The sequence below is a fragment of the Mesorhizobium sp. Root552 genome (assembly GCF_001427285.1).
Lineage (GTDB): Bacteria > Pseudomonadota > Alphaproteobacteria > Rhizobiales > Rhizobiaceae > Mesorhizobium.
The window spans coordinates 98,973-114,140 of sequence record NZ_LMFV01000056.1; the positions used below are offsets into that span (position 1 = coordinate 98,973).

Here is a 15,168-nt window from a genome sequence, read left to right on the forward strand (position 1 = left end):
CTTGCGCTGATTGTGCGCAGGCCCTGCCCCGGTATAGTACGTTTCAAACGAGGATGGTCGGGGTCGGACTTCCCGATGGTAGAAGTCATGAGGCCAGTTTCAAAACCGCGCGCAATGCTGCTCGTGCTTGGGTTTGCAGTAGTCGCCACGGCAGTCGCCGTGTTCGGCAACGTCTTTGCCACGCGCGCTTACCTCGACCAGGCCGCGACGCGCGGCGAGACGACGCTGCGGCTGGCCGTTGCGGCGTTGACAGGTCATATGAGCCGCTTCGAACCGTTGCCGGCCCTGATCGCGGATCACGATGACATAGTGGCGTTGGTTGCCGATCCCGACAATGCGTCGCTACGCATCCGCGCCAACGCATATCTCAAGGAAATCAACCAGCTCCTGAAGTCGTCCGACATCTATGTGATGCTGATTGGCGGCGATACGATCGCAGCCAGCAACTACGACGCGCCGCTAAGTTTCGTTGGCCAGAACTTCAGCTACCGGCCCTACTACCAGGATGCCGCCGAGGGCAAGCAGGGCCGCTTCTTCGCGCTTGGGACGACGTCGCTCAAGCGCGGCTACTATTTTTCCTCGCCGGTCCATGTCGGCGGCCAAATTCGTGGCGTCGTCGTGTTCAAGGTGGATATCGAGCCAATCGAGGCGTCGTGGAAGTCGGACGAATACGAAATCGTCGTTACCGATCCGGAAGGCATCATATTCATGTCGGGCCGCCCGGAATGGCTGTATGCGGGCCTTCTGCCGCTCACCAGGGAACGGCTGGACAGGACGGCGGCGTCCCGCCGCTACGCCAACGCGACATTGCGCGAATTGCCGGTGCGTGCCGGTCTCCAGGGCGTGCATCGAATGATGAACCTCATGGCAGACAAATCGGAACGGGAATACCTTGTCGTCGAAGAGCCGATGCCGGAAGCCGGGTGGACCGTCAGTGTGCTCCTCGACACGAGTTCCGCGCGCTCCCAGGCAATGACCAGCGTTCTGGCCGCCCTGCTCCTGCTCGGTCTTGCCGGCCTGCTGGGCGCGGTCGTGCTGCAACGCCGTGCGCGCCTGGCCGAACGCATGGAAATGCAGCGGACCGCGCGGGAAGAGCTCGAACATCGTGTGGAGGAGCGAACCGCCGACCTCGCTTCGGTAAACAGCCAGCTCGAGCTTGAGGTTGCGGAGCGGCGCGCCACGGAAGTGCAACTTCGCCAGACACAAGCGGACCTGATCCAGGCCGGAAAACTTGCCGCCCTTGGCCAGATGTCGGCAGCGCTGTCGCACGAGTTCAACCAGCCGCTCGCCGCGGTGAAGACATACGCCGACAACGCCGCGATCCTGATCGACCGCAAGCGAACTGGTGAGGCACGCGACAATGTCGCCCGCATCCTCGCGCTGACGGACCGCATGGCTTCGATAAGCCGGCATTTGCGAAATTTCGCCCGCAAACCCAATGAGCGACTGGGGCCAGTCGAGCTCGATGAAGTCGTTCGCGATACGCTGGAAATCGTGGCATGGCGGCTCAAGGCGGCTGATGCGGACGTCAGGATCGACCTGGGCACGGAGCCGCTCATCGTACGGGCCGGCAGCGTCCGTCTTCAACAGGTGCTCGTCAACATCCTGTCCAATGCAGCCGACGCGGTTGAGGGCTTGGAGAACCGCACAATCGAGCTGACAGCGCGGCAGGCCGACGCGTGCATCGAGATCATTGTTCGCGATCATGGGTCAGGTGTTCCAGAGGCGATATCTTCGCGAATTTTCGATCCGTTCTTTTCCACCAAGGGCGTCGGCAAGGGCCTCGGCCTTGGCTTGTCGATTTCCTATAATATTATCAAGGATTTCGGTGGAAACCTTTCTGTGCAGAATCACGCCGGGGGTGGAGCTGTGTTCCGTATCCAGCTGACGGCCATGAAAGCCGTTGCCTCCGAGGCAGCGGAATGACGCAACCGCAAGTCCTTTTGGTGGATGACGAAGACGAGCTTCGCCGATCAACCGCACAATCGCTTGATCTGGCAGGTTTCGCCGTGCGCGATCTGGCTAGTGCCGAACGCGCGCTCGATCTGGTCAATCCGGGCTTCAACGGCGTTGTCGTCACCGACATTCGAATGCCCGGCATGGATGGCATGACCTTCATGACCCGCATCCATGAAATCGACCCCGACATTCCCGTCATTATCGTTACGGGTCATGGCGACGTCCAACTGGCCGTGAAGGCGATGCGGGAAGGCGCCTACGACTTCATCGAGAAGCCCTTTACCACACAGAATCTTGCCGCGGTCGTCAGGCGTGCGCTCGACTGGCGAAGCCTTGTGCTCGAAAACCGGCTCCTGCGCGCGGTAGCCGGAAAGAGGGACGATATCGAAGGGCGGCTGCCGGGCCGCACCCCTGCGATGGTTGATCTCCGCTACCGTCTCCGCGCGGTCGCGGCCACAGATGCCGACGTGCTCATTGTCGGTGACACGGGAACCGGCAAGGAGGTTACGGCTCGCGCGCTGCACGACATCAGTTCGCGCGCGGGCAAGCCGTTCGTGGCGATAAACTGCGCGGCGCTTCCCGCCAATCTGATCGAAAGCGAGTTGTTCGGGCACGAGGCCGGCGCTTTCCCCGGCGCCATCCGCGCCCGCTACGGCAAATTCGAACACGCTCGCGGCGGCACCATACTGCTGGATGAGATCGGCATGATGCCTGACGATCTCCAGATCAAACTGCTGCGCGTTATCCAGGAGCGCGTGATCACGCGGCTGGGTTCCAACGAGCCTGTTCCTCTGGATGTCCGGTTCATCGCCACCAGCAAGACAGACCTGGAGCCGGAGGTTGCTGCGGGCCGGTTTCGCGCGGACCTGCTTTATCGGCTGAACGTCGTCACCTTGCGCCTGCCCTCTCTAACGGCAAGGCGCGAGGATATCCCGCTGCTCTTCCTCCAACTCGTGCGCGAAGCCGCAGCACGCTACCGTATCAACGAGATCGATGTGCCACCGCACGTGATCGCCGATATTTCCCGCCGTGAGTGGCCGGGAAATGTGCGCGAGTTGCGCAATGCGGCCGACCGGTATGTTCTCGGCCTCGACCTGAAAGCAGGGGAAGAAACCACGCCGGCATCTCCGGGTTCATGGCTTGCAGACCAGGTGGCCGACTTCGAAAAGAGCGTGATCTCCGGGGCGTTGCTTACCCACAAGGGCAGCCTGAAAGCGGTCTATCAATCACTGGGGATTTCGCGGAAGACACTTTACGACAAGATGCGCCGCTACGGCCTCGACAAGAGCCTGCCCGATTTCGATCTTCCACCGCAGTGATTGGCCAAGGTGCGAACGTGTGTGGATTCCCACACATGCATTTTCCGCCAATGTCACTTTTCCTACCCATCTCCACCAACAACTAGCGGCAAATACCGATTTGCCGCCTGTTTCGGTTTGCCGGAAGCCGAATGAGCTTTGCTTATGTGACCAACCATCATGGATGCAGGAGGTTTGCACCGGATGGCAAATGGAAGTCCCGGGAGGATCTAGATGAAGAAGCTCTTTGCCGCGCTTGGCGCGGTTGCCGCCCTTTCGCTCAGCACGACGTTTGCTGGAGCCCAAACTTATCCCGAGCGGCCTATCACAATTGTTGTCCCCTTCTCTGCCGGCGGACCAACCGACACCGTCACCCGCCTCGTCGCCGAAGCGATGTCGAAAGACCTTGGCCAGCAGGTCCTGGTGGAAAACGTCGGCGGCGCCGGCGGCACGCTCGGTGCCGCGCGCGTGGCCCAGTCCGAACCGGATGGCTATACGCTGCTGCTTCACCACATCGGCATGGCAACAAGCGCCACGCTATACCGCAAGCTGCCATACGACACGCTGAACGCCTTCGAATATGTTGGCCTCGTTACCGAAGTGCCGATGACGATCGTTACACGCAAGGACCTCGAACCGACCGACTTCAAGGCGTTGGTCGAGTACGCAAAAGCCAACAAGGATACCGTGACGGTTGCAAACGCCGGCATCGGTGCCGCTTCCCACCTCTGCGGCATGCTGTTCATGAGCGCCATCGACACGCCTCTGGTTACGGTGCCTTACAAGGGGACCGGACCGGCGATGACCGATCTGCTCGGCGGACAGGTCGACATCATGTGTGACCAGACCACCAACACGACCAAGCAGATCAAGGCCGGAACCATCAAGGCTTATGCCGTTACGACGCCGGAGCGGCTCGCCGTTCTGCCTGACGTGCCGACGACCAAGGAAGCCGGTGTCGACGGCATGGAAGTCTCCATTTGGCATGGCCTCTATGCGCCGAAGGGCACGTCCGCGGAAATCGTGGACCGTCTCTCCAAGTCGCTGCAGGTGGCCCTGAAGGATGAGAACGTGACTGCGCGGTTTGCCGAACTGGGCACCGCACCCTCCTCGCAGGAAGACGCCACGCCGGCGGGTCTCAAGGCGAAAGTGGAAAGCGAAATCAACCGCTGGAAGCCGGTGATCGAGGCTGCGGGTCAGTACGCGGACTGATAGCCGAAAGAGCGGGAGGCTCCATCGAGCCTCCCCTCGCCCATCCCTGAAATTCTGAGCCTTTCCTACGAATGGCGAACGGGGACCGTCATGAAATCCTATTCCATCGACAAGACGAACGGGCTTTGCGCCGCCTTCTTTATCGGCCTTGGCGTCTTCTTCGCGGCCCAGTCACTCGATCTCGACCTGGGCACCGCATTCCGCATGGGCCCGGGCTATTTTCCATTCATCCTTGCGCTGCTGCTGGTCCTGCTTGGCATCGTTGTGCTGATCAGCGCAATCAAGGAGGAAAGCGAACCGATCGGGCATATCGCCTGGCGGGGCATGTTCCTCATCCTGCCGGCTCCCATCTTCTTCGGGCTCACCGTGCGCGGTCTGGGCTTCGTACCTTCGATCTTCCTCACCAGCCTGATCGCCAGTTTCGCAAGCCAGAAGATGAAACCGCTGACCGCGCTGCTGCTTTCAGCAGGTCTCACTGTCTTTGCCGTCGCTGTCTTCAGCTACGCTCTTGGACTGCCATTCGAGCGGTTTGGACCGTGGACGAGATTCTGAGGACAAGCCAATGGATCTGTTTCACAATCTAGCGCTGGGTTTCGCAACCGCATCGACGCTCTGGAACTTGCTGTTCTGCCTGATCGGGGTGTTGCTCGGCACCCTGATCGGCGTGCTTCCCGGCATCGGCGCGACCGCAACCATTGCCATGCTGTTGCCGATTACGTTCCAGATCGGCGACCCTGTATCCGCCCTCATCATGCTTTCGGGCATCTATTACGGCGCCCAGTATGGCGGCTCGACGACAGCCATCCTCATCAACATGCCGGGCGAATCCTCGTCGGCGGTTACGGCGATCGACGGCTACCAGATGGCCCGCAAGGGCCGTGCAGGTGCAGCGCTGGCAATCGCCGCCATAGGCTCCTTCTTTGCCGGAACGGTCTCGACCTTCCTGGTTGCCCTGTTTGCGCCGCCACTGACGGCAATCGCGCTTCAATTCGGCGCCGCCGAATATTTCTCGCTGATGGTCGTCGGCCTCGTCTCGTCGATTGCGCTGGCGCACGGCTCGATCATCAAGGCGCTGGGCATGGTCGTTCTCGGCCTGTTGCTCGGCCTCGTCGGCACCGACATCTATTCCGGGACTCCGCGCTTTACGCTTGGCATTCGCGAATATGCGGATGGGTTGAACTTCGTGGCCGTCGCGGTCGGCGTGTTTGGCATCGCGGAAATCCTGCGCAATCTCGAAAACGAAAAAGGCCGCGACGTGCTGCTGGCCAAGGTCAGCAGACTTCTACCCTCGCGCGATGACATAAGGCGCATGGTCGGTCCGATCCTGCGCGGCACGGCGATCGGCTCGGCACTCGGCATATTGCCGGGCGGTGGCGCCATCCTGGCGTCGTTTGCCTCCTATACGGTCGAGAAGCGTGTCTCGAAAACGCCCGAGGAATTCGGTCGCGGGGCCGTCGAAGGTGTCGCTGGCCCGGAGTCGGCCAACAATGCCGGTGCGCAGACCTCGTTCATTCCGATGCTGACGCTCGGCATTCCGGCCAATCCGGTAATGGCGCTGATGATCGGCGCGATGATCATTCAGGGCATCGTGCCCGGCCCCAATGTGGCCACGGAACAGCCTGCCCTGTTCTGGGGCATCATCGCCTCGATGTGGATCGGCAACCTGATGCTGATCGTGCTCAACCTGCCGCTGATCGGCCTGTGGGTGAAGCTCCTGACGATCCCGTACTACGTGCTGTTTCCCATCATCATGGCGTTCTGCTCGATCGGTGTCTACAGCGTGAACTCCAACGTGTACGACCTCTATGCGGTCGCGTTCTTCGGGCTGCTCGGCTACGTTCTGTTGAAGCTGCGCTGCGAACCGGCGCCCTTGCTGCTCGGTTTCGTGCTCGGGCCATTGCTGGAGGAGAATCTGCGTCGGGCCATGATCCTGTCGCGCGGTGATCCGACGACGTTCGTTACACGCCCTATCAGTGCGATCCTGCTGGCAATATCGCTTGCCGTGCTGGTTATAGTGTTCCTGCCCAGCATCAAGAAGAAGCGCGAGGAAGTCTTCGTTGAGGAGGATTGACGATGCAAAGGCCGCGCAATTTCCAGTAGAGGGGCGAGGTCGCTCCTGTAATATTAACCTTAGCGGCTAAGATTAAGGTCGCATTTCTGTGGCATCCGGCCAGAGACTCTGACAAAACCGTGGCGGGGGCGCAGGGCATGCTTGCCGGAGCAAGGGGTATAGGGCTAACGCCAAGGGGTCTTGTGCCGGCCGCCTTGCGTCTCCACCGCGCGAACAACGGATCGGCCATGTTGTGCGGGCGACGGGGCGAACCCTAAATTTCAGACGCGTACGTCCTTGTTTAAGCGGCGCATTGCCGCACTACGGGCCGATTTCTTGAATGCAGCGGCGATATGTAATTCAGTGGAAACCGGACTATGACCGAAGGTGAATGGAAATGACTGTTGCGGTGATCCTGGTTCTGGCGCTGGTCGCATTCATTGCCGCGGGCCTCAGTGTCGGGTTCATTCAGACGTTGATCTGTGCGGCACTCATCGCGTCTGCGATAATGCTGACAACGCTGGTCGCCGTTTCGCTGACGCGCGAAGGCTACTGAGCTGACGCTGGAGGATGTCGTCGGGAGCCCGCCGAAGGGCGACTGCCTTGTAGCGCCGACCTTCGCGGATACCGTGTAGAACGACACGCGCTACAGGTCGACGCTTGTGTTTTCCCTGTTTTTCAATGTGGTGCGGACGACGGGGGTCGAACCCGTACGATCATGGATCGAGGGATTTTAAGTCCCTTGCGTCTACCAATTCCGCCACGTCCGCTTGCGGTCCTTTTCAATGGTGGCGCCCCGTGCGTCAAGCCCGCGTTCTTGTTCCATCGACCGGCAGGCCTTTGCCGGGTGGCCCAACAGTTTTAGCCCGCCGTCGGTGGCAGGCATCACCGTCGCCCACTACATTGCGCCACGATATTGCAAAGTGCGCATCCGGAGCTTTTCATGACGACCCCGCTTTTCCAGCCGATCACGCTCGGCAATCTGACTTTTCCCAACCGTATCGCGGTTGCGCCGATGTGCCAGTATTCGGCCGATGACGGGTCGGCGAGCGACTGGCATCTCCATCACTGGATGAACCTTGCCATGTCGGGCGCCGGGATGGTGACCGTCGAGATGACCGATGTCGAGCGGCGCGGACGCATCAGCCACGGCTGCCTCGGCCTTTATTCCGACGCCAACGAAGCGGCCGCCAAGCGTGCGCTCGATGCGGCCAAGCGCGTTGCCATGCCCGGCGCCCGTTTCGGCACCCAGCTCGCCCATGCCGGCCGCAAGGCCTCCAACCGCCGCCCGTGGGAAGGCGGCGGTCCGTTACAGCCGCATGAGGATCCCTGGCCCGTCGTGTCAGCCTCGGCGATAGCCTATGACAATGGCTGGCAAACGCCGCATGCGCTTACGGAAGACGAAATACTCGAGACGATCCGGCACTTTGCCGATGCCGCCAAACGGGCCGAACGGGCAGGCTTCGACTTCATCGAACTGCATGGCGCGCACGGTTACCTGATCTTCCAGTTTCTTTCTCCGCTTTCTAACCAGCGTACGGACCGCTGGGGTGGATCGCTCGAGAACCGCATGCGCTTTGCCGTGGAAATTGCAAAAGCGGTGCGCAAGGCGGCCCCTTCCCTCATGCTGGGGGCGCGGCTATCGGTAAAGGAATGGGTGGATGGCGGCTTTGACGTCGATGAAGCGATCGAGGTCGCCAGGGCGCTCAAGGCGGAGGGCGTCGCCTATATCTGCTGCTCCAGTGGCGGCAACTCACCGCTGCAGAAGCTGCCGACAGGCCCGGGTTACCAGGTGCATCTTGCCCAAGCGATCCGCAAGGGCGCCGACATTCCAACGCGTGCTGTCGGCCTGATTGCCGATCCCCAGTTCGCCAGCACCATCATTTCCGAAGGCTGCGCCGACATGGTCGCATTGGCTCGAGCATTTCTCGCCGATCCACGCTGGGGCTGGCGCGCTGCCGCAACTTTTGGCGAAGAAATCCATCCGGCACCGCAGTTGGCTCGCTCGGTGACGACCATGCAGCACTGGATGAAGGCGTCCGGCTGAACCGGACGCCATTTCGCCTCTGGTCCGATTTGGATTACTGTTGCAACCAACAGTTCGCCGTTTGCGTTTGGCAGGAGACACGTCGAGACTTTTTCACCCAGTCCGGAGGATCGAAATGGCGAAGCTTATCTACAAGATCGTCGAGCACGACGGCGGTTGGGCGTACAAGGTAGGAGAAACGTACTCGGAAACCTTCCCCACCCACGAAGATGCTCTTCGTGCCGCCGAGATCGCCTCCGCAGAACAACAGGTCGCAGGTTCATCAGATGGCATCCAGTACGAGGATGCCGACGGCAACTGGCACGACGAACTGGCCGATGGCCGTGATCGCCCGCAAACCGAAATTTCGGATTGAACGAACCCGGGAGGTCCGTCGTCGAATCCTTGCAGCCAGCTTTTCGTTTGAGCCGGATCAACCGGCCGGCACGAGCCGCAAGAGGTCGTGGCCGTCCTTGTCGACCATCGTCAGCGTGCTGCCGGCAAGCTTGTAAGACGCCACCCTGGTGAACGCCTGGAACAGGCCCTGTTCAGCTTTCATGAGTTCCGGTGCGCAGGCCATCATCGTCGCACCCGCCTGCCCGATAGTCATCTCCGAACCATCGATCTTCGCGTTGGCGAAATAGCCATTGCAAGGGCCCTTCCCCCCAATTCGACCGCTTTCGTCAATACGAAAAGTGGCGCGGGGCTCCGGCAACACGTCGATGCCGTCGATGAAATCCACCTTCCAATCCTTGCCGAAGATCGTTTCCGAGGTGGCGCTGCCATCTCCTGATACCTTGCGGACCATGATGATCTGCGGAGTATCTGCAAACGGATCGACCTGATGGCGGGTATCCGTAATGAACCAAAGCTGGTTGTCGACCGAGATGCGCGCCTGCAGCGCGTAAGTCATGTTCGGTTGAATGACTGACGGATCAAACTTGATTTCGAACTTAATCGGAACCTGACCCGCCGGGGAAATCTGCTGTTCGCCAATAATCGCAGCCGGAGCGTCCGCAAGCGAGACATCGGCAAGCTGAACCGTAACCTGTGCATTGGAGGGTAGCGCGATACGCTCGCGGTACGTGATTTCACCCTTCATGATCTTTTCCGATGCCACAGCATGATCCGGCGTCATCATCATGCCGACCACAAGGGGCATCAGCCCGAAGATCACCAATTCAGCAAGCTTTTCCAGCATATCCCGCCCTCATTTGCGAACACCAAAAACCTGGGTGCAAAAGAGCGGGCGAATGCGGAAAATCCAAGGCTGCCCCAAGGCATTCTTCGGGTAGTGCCAGCTTGCAGTCAGCGTTTCCAGCGTGCAAGGGCGTCCTCGTCGGCCTCCTTGGCATCGACCCAGCCACCCTCAGAGCCATCAGCCTGATGTTCCTTTTTCCAAAACGGCGCTTTGGATTTGAGGAAGTCCATTACGAAGCTCGCCGCCTCGAAAGCTGCCTGACGATGCGTCGAAGCCGCAACGACAAGGACGATGTTGTCGCCTGGGGAGATCTTGCCGTAGCGATGGATCGCGGCAAGCCCCTGCAAGGGCCATCGTTCAGATGCTTCGGTTGCGATCCGGGTGATTTCGGCTTGCGCCATGCCCGGGTAATGTTCGAGTTCCAAGGCAGCAAGACGGCCTGATTCATCCCGGCACAACCCCGAGAAAGTGACGATGGCACCGATGTCCGTGCGGCCCGCCGTCAGCTTCGCCACTTCCGCAGCAAGATCAAAATCTTCCGCCTGAATGCGGACGACCGGCTTGAAATCTGCCACGCTGTTCATCCCCCCGTCATTGGAGGAAAGAGCGCAATCTCCCTTGCAGCACCGAGTTTCTCGCGATGGTCGACATGCTCCTGATCGATGGCCACGCGGATCACATCAGGGTACTGCAATGCGTTCTCATACTCTTCGCCGAGAGACCGCAGCCACCGCAGCAGATCGGCAACCGTCTCTACGTCGCCCGGCAGGTCCACATCTTCCTGCGGCTTTCCGATCCGCTCGCGTACCCATGCAAAATAGATGAGCTTCATGGCATCACTCGTCGACGATGTGCTTCAAGCCTGCGCGGAAGTAATCATAGCCGGTATAAAGCGTAACCAGCGCCGCAACCCACAAAAGCACAAGACCGGTTTGCGTCGTGTATGGGAAAATCTTGTCGCCTGCAGGTCCGACCAGCAGAAAGGCGATGGACACCATCTGTATCGCGGTCTTCCATTTGGCAAGCTTGGTCACCGGCACACTCACCTTCAACGCGGCGAGATATTCACGCAATCCGGAAACCAGTATCTCACGGCACAGAATGATTATAGCTGCCCACAGCGACCAGCCGGCGATGCCGCCCCGCCAATCCGTGTCGGCTGCAAGCAGCAGCAGGCAGGTGGAAACGAGCAGCTTGTCGGCAATGGGATCAAGCATCCGGCCGATGTTCGAGGTTTGCTGCCAGGCACGCGCCAGATATCCGTCGAAATAGTCGGTGATGCTGGCGGCCAGGAAAATTGCCAGCGCCGACCACCGTGCGAAATCACTCGACTTCAGGTGCCCTTCCAGGAAAAAGCACAGGACCACCAGCGGCACCGCAATGATGCGGGCGTAAGTCAGCATGTTGGGCAGGTTGAATGCGCGTCTGGCCATGTTGTGCGGACTCTTGTTTTGCGTCTGACTACTCAAATCAGAAGGCGGTGTCAGGGGTCAACTGTCGAAAGCCGACTGGCCTATGAAAGAGGCGCAAATCTGACATCCGTCAGCGGTTCTCGTGGAAATGATCGTAGACCAACCGCGCCACGCGTTCGGAAATGCCTTCCACGGTCATGAGATCCTCAACCGCCGCTCGACTGACGGCCTTGGCCGTGCCGAAATGAAGGAGCAGCGCGCGCTTGCGCCCCGGCCCGATGCCACTGATCTCATCCAGTGGGCTCTTGATCATTTCCTTCTTGCGGCGGGCGCGGTGCGAGCCGATCGCAAAACGGTGCGCCTCGTCCCTCAAACGCTGGATGAAATACAATACGGGGTCGCGCACCGGCAATGTGAACGACGCTTTGTCCCTCTGGAAGAAGCGTTCACGGCCCGCTTCACGATCCTGACCTTTTGCAATGCCGATAGCGACAACCCGATCTTCAATACCGAGGTCCGCCAGAATTTTGCGCACCGCGGTCATCTGCCCCTGACCGCCGTCGATCAGGATGACATCGGGCCAAGCTGGAAAACCATCTGAGGCCGGTTCTTCCAAGGCCTCGCCTTGTTCGTCCCCATGTTCCTTCAGCAACCGGGAGAACCGACGCTCCATCACTTCGCGCATCATGCCGAAGTCGTCGCCCGGCGTAATGTCGGTCGAGCGGATATTGAACTTGCGATACTGGTTTTTGACGAAACCCTCTTGGCCCGCAACGACCATTGCGCCGACGGCGTTGGTGCCCATGATGTGGGAGTTATCGTATATTTCGATCCGCTGCGGCGCGTTTTCCAGCCCGAATGTCTCAGCAAATCCCGCCAGCAGCCGAGCTTGGGTAGACGTCTCGGCCAAGCGCCTGCCCAACGCCTCGCGGGCATTCTGCAAGGCATTGTCCGCCAAGTCCTTTTTCTCTCCCCGCTGTGGAACCGATATGGAGACTTTGCGCCCTGCCCGCGTGGTCAGGGCTTCGGCCAGCAGGTCCTGCTCATCGACAGCATGCGAAAGCAGCACGCTTCGCGGTGTCGGCTTGTCGTCGTAGAACTGGGCCAGGAACGACCCCAGCACTTCCGCCGCCTCAAGTGCGGGGTCGGCCTTCGGGAAGTAGGCGCGATTGCCCCAATTCTGCCCAGTGCGGAAGAAGAACACCTGGATGCAGGTCTGGCCACCTTCCTGGTGAATGGCGAAGACATCCGCCTCCTCGATCGATTGCGGGTTGATGCCCTGATGGCTCTGGACATGCGACAACGCCGCCAGACGATCGCGGTAGATAGCTGCCCGTTCGAAATCGAGTTCGTCGGACGCATGCTGCATAGCGACCGAAATTTCGGATTTCACCTTCTGGCTGCGACCGGACAGGAAGTCTTTCGCCTCTGATACAAGGGCTGCGTAGTCGGCGTGCGAAATCTCGCCCGTGCAAGGTGCCGCACAACGCTTGATCTGAAACAGAAGGCAGGGGCGCGTTCGATTCTCGAAGAAGGAGTCCGTGCAGCTTCGCAAGAGAAACGCCCGCTGAAGCGAATTGATGGTGCGGCCAACCGCTTGCGCGGAAGCGAACGGGCCGAAGTAGTCGCCCTTTCGCGAACGTGCGCCGCGATGCTTGTAGATGCCGGGCGACGGGTGATCATCCGTGATCAAGATGTAGGGAAAGGACTTGTCGTCCCGCATCAAGACATTAAAGCGAGGTCGCAACCGCTTGATAAGATTAGCTTCAAGAAGCAAAGCTTCAATTTCGGTTCGCGTAACAACGAATTCCATGGTCGCGGTTTCGCGAACCATTCGCCCGATGCGATTGGTGTGGAACCTGCCTTGCGCATACTGGGTTACGCGCTTCTTCAGGCTACGGGCCTTGCCGACATACAACACATCGCCGGTGGCGTTCATCATGCGATAAACGCCGGGCGCATTGGGCAGGCGCTTGACGAGCGTCTGGATGACCTCCGCGCCTACCTTGCCGTCAGCGTCGCCGGCATGGGAACTCCAATCTATGGCGGTGAAAGATACGTCAGGACCAGTAGGCGCTACAGCTTCGTCAACCGCATCATCGTCGAGATCGGTTTCCGGAAGATCGTCCGCTGCGGCACGGCCACGGGCCTTGCCGTTTTCGCCAATAGTCATTCTACAATGCCTGCCACATCCGGCGTCTGCCAAGCAAGATGCTGGCCGCCGTCAAGCGCAATCATCTGGCCGGTTACAGAATGCGCCTGCCAAAGGTAGCGGATGGTTGCCCCGAATTCGGAAAGGTCGGGGCTTTGCTTCAGCAGCAAGGCATCGACCTGTTTGCGGAAGTCGCTGTCATCTTGCCGCGTGTTCCTCAAGGTTGGCCCCGGCCCGATAGCGTTGACGCGAATGCGCGGCGCCAGCGCCTGCGCCATAGTTTGAGTCGCGGTCCAAAGCGCGGACTTCGACAGCGTGTAGGAAAAGTATCGTGGCGAGAGACGCCATACGCGCTGGTCAATGACATTCACGATCAAGCCGTCCGTGGCTTCCGGCAAGGCCTCGGCGAACTTTTGAGCCAAAAGCACCGGCGCCTTCAAATGAATGTCGAAATGACGATCCCATTCCGGCCAATCGAAGTCGAGCACCGAATCGTCCTCGAACAAGGACGCATTGTTGACCAGAAGCGATACCGGCCCCAACGCACGTTCCGCCTGCCAGACAACTTTGGCCACGGCAGACATGTCGGTGAGGTCGGCCACGACAACCGCTGCCTGCCCGCCGGCCTTCTTTATATCTGCGGCAAGAGCGGAAGCCTCATCTGCGGAGCTGTTGCTGTGAATGGCCACTGCGAATCCGTTCGCGGCAAGATCCTCGACAATTGCCCGGCCGATCCGCCGTGCGCCGCCCGTTATCAATGCAGTCCCAGCGAGTCGTGTCATTTTTCACTTTCCATATCTGGCCGAACCGCGCCCTGACGGCGCAGCTTTCCGACTAGATGCGTTCAGACACCGTTCGTTCCTGAGGCAGCAATGTGGCAAAAGCGGCCTTGCGGGATGTGATTCGGTTCATCACGGATGTTCGACATCGCCAATATAGAGGTCGCAACGCCTTGCACCAAGCGCCGTGCAGCAATCGCGGGCAAAGGCTCCTGACAGGGCTGTTGCCTCGATGCAACGTCAAGCTTCAGCCTCATTTGCGCCGGGGAATGACCCAAGTTCAGGTTCGGTTCCGCCGCATTTGATCACCAAATTCCGGAACCGATGAAAGACGGGATCGTTATCTCCCAGTTCGACCGCCTTTCAGGTCAAGGAAGCCAGTGTCTGTGGCTCAAGGAGTTAGAACCAATGACTACCAATCTCAAATTCGCAAAGCCGGCAGCCGTTGCCCTTGGGCTGATTGCCTTCGCTTCTGCGATCCCCGCATATGCCGCCGACGTTGTCATGGAAGAGCCGCCGGCGCCCGTGGCGCCAGTTGCCGAACTTCCCGTCGCCTCGTGGGCCGGTCCTTATGCCGGTGTGAACATCGGCTACGGCTTCAGCGGTCGCGTTGAAGAGCCGGGCAACACCATCAACACGGATGGTTTCCTCGGCGGCGCGTTCGTCGGCTACAACTACCAGATGGACAACTTCGTCGTCGGTGCCGAAGGCGACATCGGATACAACGGCGTAAAGGGCGACAATGCCGGCGTTGAATCCGAAGGTGGCGTTGAAGGCTCGCTGCGTGCGCGCCTCGGCTATTCGATCAGCCCCGACATCCTGCTCTACGGTACAGCCGGTGGCGCAGGCCAGAGCGTCAAGATCACCGACGCCGTCGGCAGCGATCGCAACACCATGTTCGGCTGGACTGCCGGTGTCGGCACCGACATCAAGCTGACCGACAATGTGTTCGGCCGCGTGGAGTACCGCTACACCGACTACGGCAGCCAGGACTTCAATACTGGTGCCGGTGCGCGCGACTTTGACGCCCGTGACAACCGCGTCACCTTCGGCGTTGGCATGAAGTTCTGATCTGACGA

Annotated in this window: 15 protein-coding genes and 1 tRNA gene; 9 read left to right on the plus strand and 7 right to left on the minus strand. The window is 60.0% G+C overall.

The genetic code is table 11. The features are described from left to right. Nucleotides 1-87: 87 nt before the first annotated feature. The 6 genes from ASD50_RS18100 to ASD50_RS23280 all read left to right on the plus strand — a co-directional run bounded on the left by ASD50_RS18100 (nucleotide 88) and on the right by ASD50_RS23280 (nucleotide 7,075). Entirely contained in the window at nucleotides 88-1,926 is a 1,839-nt protein-coding gene (locus tag ASD50_RS18100) for a sensor histidine kinase (protein WP_413813904.1), read from the plus strand. Continuing rightward, on the plus strand, nucleotides 1,923-3,278 hold the full coding sequence (locus tag ASD50_RS18105; protein ID WP_056244184.1) for a sigma-54-dependent transcriptional regulator: 1,356 nt from the start codon (nucleotides 1,923-1,925) through the stop codon (nucleotides 3,276-3,278). The genes ASD50_RS18100 and ASD50_RS18105 overlap by 4 nt, the downstream gene beginning before the upstream one ends. Before the next feature lie 213 nt (nucleotides 3,279-3,491). After that, entirely contained in the window at nucleotides 3,492-4,469 is a 978-nt protein-coding gene (locus ASD50_RS18110; protein WP_056244186.1) for a tripartite tricarboxylate transporter substrate-binding protein, read from the plus strand. Nucleotides 4,470-4,559: 90 nt separating this feature from the next. Then, on the plus strand, nucleotides 4,560-5,021 hold the full coding sequence (locus tag ASD50_RS18115; protein ID WP_056244189.1) for a tripartite tricarboxylate transporter TctB family protein: 462 nt from the start codon (nucleotides 4,560-4,562) through the stop codon (nucleotides 5,019-5,021). Between the two features lie 10 nt (nucleotides 5,022-5,031). After that, nucleotides 5,032-6,540, plus strand: a complete 1,509-nt coding sequence (locus ASD50_RS18120; RefSeq protein WP_056244192.1) for a tripartite tricarboxylate transporter permease — start codon at nucleotides 5,032-5,034, stop codon at nucleotides 6,538-6,540. A 376-nt stretch (nucleotides 6,541-6,916) separates the two neighbouring features. Further along, nucleotides 6,917-7,075 (plus strand): hypothetical protein, encoded by a 159-nt coding sequence (locus ASD50_RS23280; protein ID WP_156465166.1) that lies wholly within the window; start codon nucleotides 6,917-6,919, stop codon nucleotides 7,073-7,075. Between the two features lie 128 nt (nucleotides 7,076-7,203). On the opposite strand, the gene ASD50_RS18125 is transcribed toward ASD50_RS23280, so the two are convergent. Beyond that, a tRNA-Leu gene (locus ASD50_RS18125) sits at nucleotides 7,204-7,289 on the minus strand. 173 nt (nucleotides 7,290-7,462) lie between these two features. Between ASD50_RS18125 and ASD50_RS18130 the strand changes: the two genes are divergently transcribed. Then, nucleotides 7,463-8,566 (plus strand): NADH:flavin oxidoreductase/NADH oxidase, encoded by a 1,104-nt coding sequence (locus tag ASD50_RS18130; protein WP_056244195.1) that lies wholly within the window; start codon nucleotides 7,463-7,465, stop codon nucleotides 8,564-8,566. Between the two features lie 115 nt (nucleotides 8,567-8,681). Then, complete coding sequence (locus tag ASD50_RS18135) at nucleotides 8,682-8,921, plus strand: DUF2188 domain-containing protein (protein ID WP_056244197.1); 240 nt, start codon at nucleotides 8,682-8,684, stop codon at nucleotides 8,919-8,921. Between the two features lie 57 nt (nucleotides 8,922-8,978). Here the strand turns inward: ASD50_RS18135 and ASD50_RS18140 are convergent, their stop codons facing one another. The 6 genes from ASD50_RS18140 to ASD50_RS18165 form a co-directional block, all read right to left on the minus strand. Continuing rightward, nucleotides 8,979-9,746: a YbaY family lipoprotein gene (locus ASD50_RS18140; RefSeq protein ID WP_056244200.1), complete on the minus strand. Its 768-nt coding sequence runs from the start codon at nucleotides 9,744-9,746 to the stop codon at nucleotides 8,979-8,981. Between the two features lie 107 nt (nucleotides 9,747-9,853). Further along, nucleotides 9,854-10,330, minus strand: a complete 477-nt coding sequence (locus ASD50_RS18145; RefSeq protein ID WP_056244202.1) for a molybdenum cofactor biosynthesis protein MoaE — start codon at nucleotides 10,328-10,330, stop codon at nucleotides 9,854-9,856. Then, entirely contained in the window at nucleotides 10,327-10,578 is a 252-nt protein-coding gene (gene moaD / locus ASD50_RS18150; protein ID WP_056244204.1) for a molybdopterin converting factor subunit 1, read from the minus strand. Before moaD ends, ASD50_RS18145 begins: the two co-directional genes overlap by 4 nt. Before the next feature lie 4 nt (nucleotides 10,579-10,582). After that, nucleotides 10,583-11,179, minus strand: a complete 597-nt coding sequence (gene pgsA, locus ASD50_RS18155; protein ID WP_056244207.1) for a CDP-diacylglycerol--glycerol-3-phosphate 3-phosphatidyltransferase — start codon at nucleotides 11,177-11,179, stop codon at nucleotides 10,583-10,585. Nucleotides 11,180-11,288: 109 nt separating this feature from the next. After that, a complete protein-coding gene (gene uvrC / locus ASD50_RS18160; RefSeq protein ID WP_056244211.1) occupies nucleotides 11,289-13,331 on the minus strand; it encodes an excinuclease ABC subunit UvrC in 2,043 nt (680 codons plus the stop codon). After that, on the minus strand, nucleotides 13,328-14,092 hold the full coding sequence (locus tag ASD50_RS18165; RefSeq protein WP_056244214.1) for an SDR family oxidoreductase: 765 nt from the start codon (nucleotides 14,090-14,092) through the stop codon (nucleotides 13,328-13,330). Before ASD50_RS18165 ends, uvrC begins: the two co-directional genes overlap by 4 nt. A gap of 405 nt (nucleotides 14,093-14,497) precedes the next feature. On the opposite strand from ASD50_RS18165, the gene ASD50_RS18170 reads away from it, so the two are divergent. Continuing rightward, the gene (locus tag ASD50_RS18170; RefSeq protein ID WP_056244771.1) at nucleotides 14,498-15,160 is read left to right on the plus strand and encodes an outer membrane protein; all 663 of its coding nucleotides are present in this window, start codon (nucleotides 14,498-14,500) and stop codon (nucleotides 15,158-15,160) included. The last annotated feature ends 8 nt before the right edge of the window (nucleotides 15,161-15,168 follow it).

Coding starts and splice junctions, on each gene's coding strand:
- ASD50_RS18100 (WP_413813904.1), top strand. CDS start 88: ATGAGGCCAGTTTCAAAACCGCGCGCAATGCTGCTCGTGCTTGGGTTT.
- ASD50_RS18105 (WP_056244184.1), top strand. CDS start 1,923: ATGACGCAACCGCAAGTCCTTTTGGTGGATGACGAAGACGAGCTTCGC.
- ASD50_RS18110 (WP_056244186.1), top strand. CDS start 3,492: ATGAAGAAGCTCTTTGCCGCGCTTGGCGCGGTTGCCGCCCTTTCGCTC.
- ASD50_RS18115 (WP_056244189.1), top strand. CDS start 4,560: ATGAAATCCTATTCCATCGACAAGACGAACGGGCTTTGCGCCGCCTTC.
- ASD50_RS18120 (WP_056244192.1), top strand. CDS start 5,032: ATGGATCTGTTTCACAATCTAGCGCTGGGTTTCGCAACCGCATCGACG.
- ASD50_RS23280 (WP_156465166.1), top strand. CDS start 6,917: ATGACTGTTGCGGTGATCCTGGTTCTGGCGCTGGTCGCATTCATTGCC.
- ASD50_RS18130 (WP_056244195.1), top strand. CDS start 7,463: ATGACGACCCCGCTTTTCCAGCCGATCACGCTCGGCAATCTGACTTTT.
- ASD50_RS18135 (WP_056244197.1), top strand. CDS start 8,682: ATGGCGAAGCTTATCTACAAGATCGTCGAGCACGACGGCGGTTGGGCG.
- ASD50_RS18140 (WP_056244200.1), bottom strand. CDS start 9,746: ATGCTGGAAAAGCTTGCTGAATTGGTGATCTTCGGGCTGATGCCCCTT.
- ASD50_RS18145 (WP_056244202.1), bottom strand. CDS start 10,330: ATGAACAGCGTGGCAGATTTCAAGCCGGTCGTCCGCATTCAGGCGGAA.
- moaD (WP_056244204.1), bottom strand. CDS start 10,578: ATGAAGCTCATCTATTTTGCATGGGTACGCGAGCGGATCGGAAAGCCG.
- pgsA (WP_056244207.1), bottom strand. CDS start 11,179: ATGGCCAGACGCGCATTCAACCTGCCCAACATGCTGACTTACGCCCGC.
- uvrC (WP_056244211.1), bottom strand. CDS start 13,331: ATGACTATTGGCGAAAACGGCAAGGCCCGTGGCCGTGCCGCAGCGGAC.
- ASD50_RS18165 (WP_056244214.1), bottom strand. CDS start 14,092: ATGACACGACTCGCTGGGACTGCATTGATAACGGGCGGCGCACGGCGG.
- ASD50_RS18170 (WP_056244771.1), top strand. CDS start 14,498: ATGACTACCAATCTCAAATTCGCAAAGCCGGCAGCCGTTGCCCTTGGG.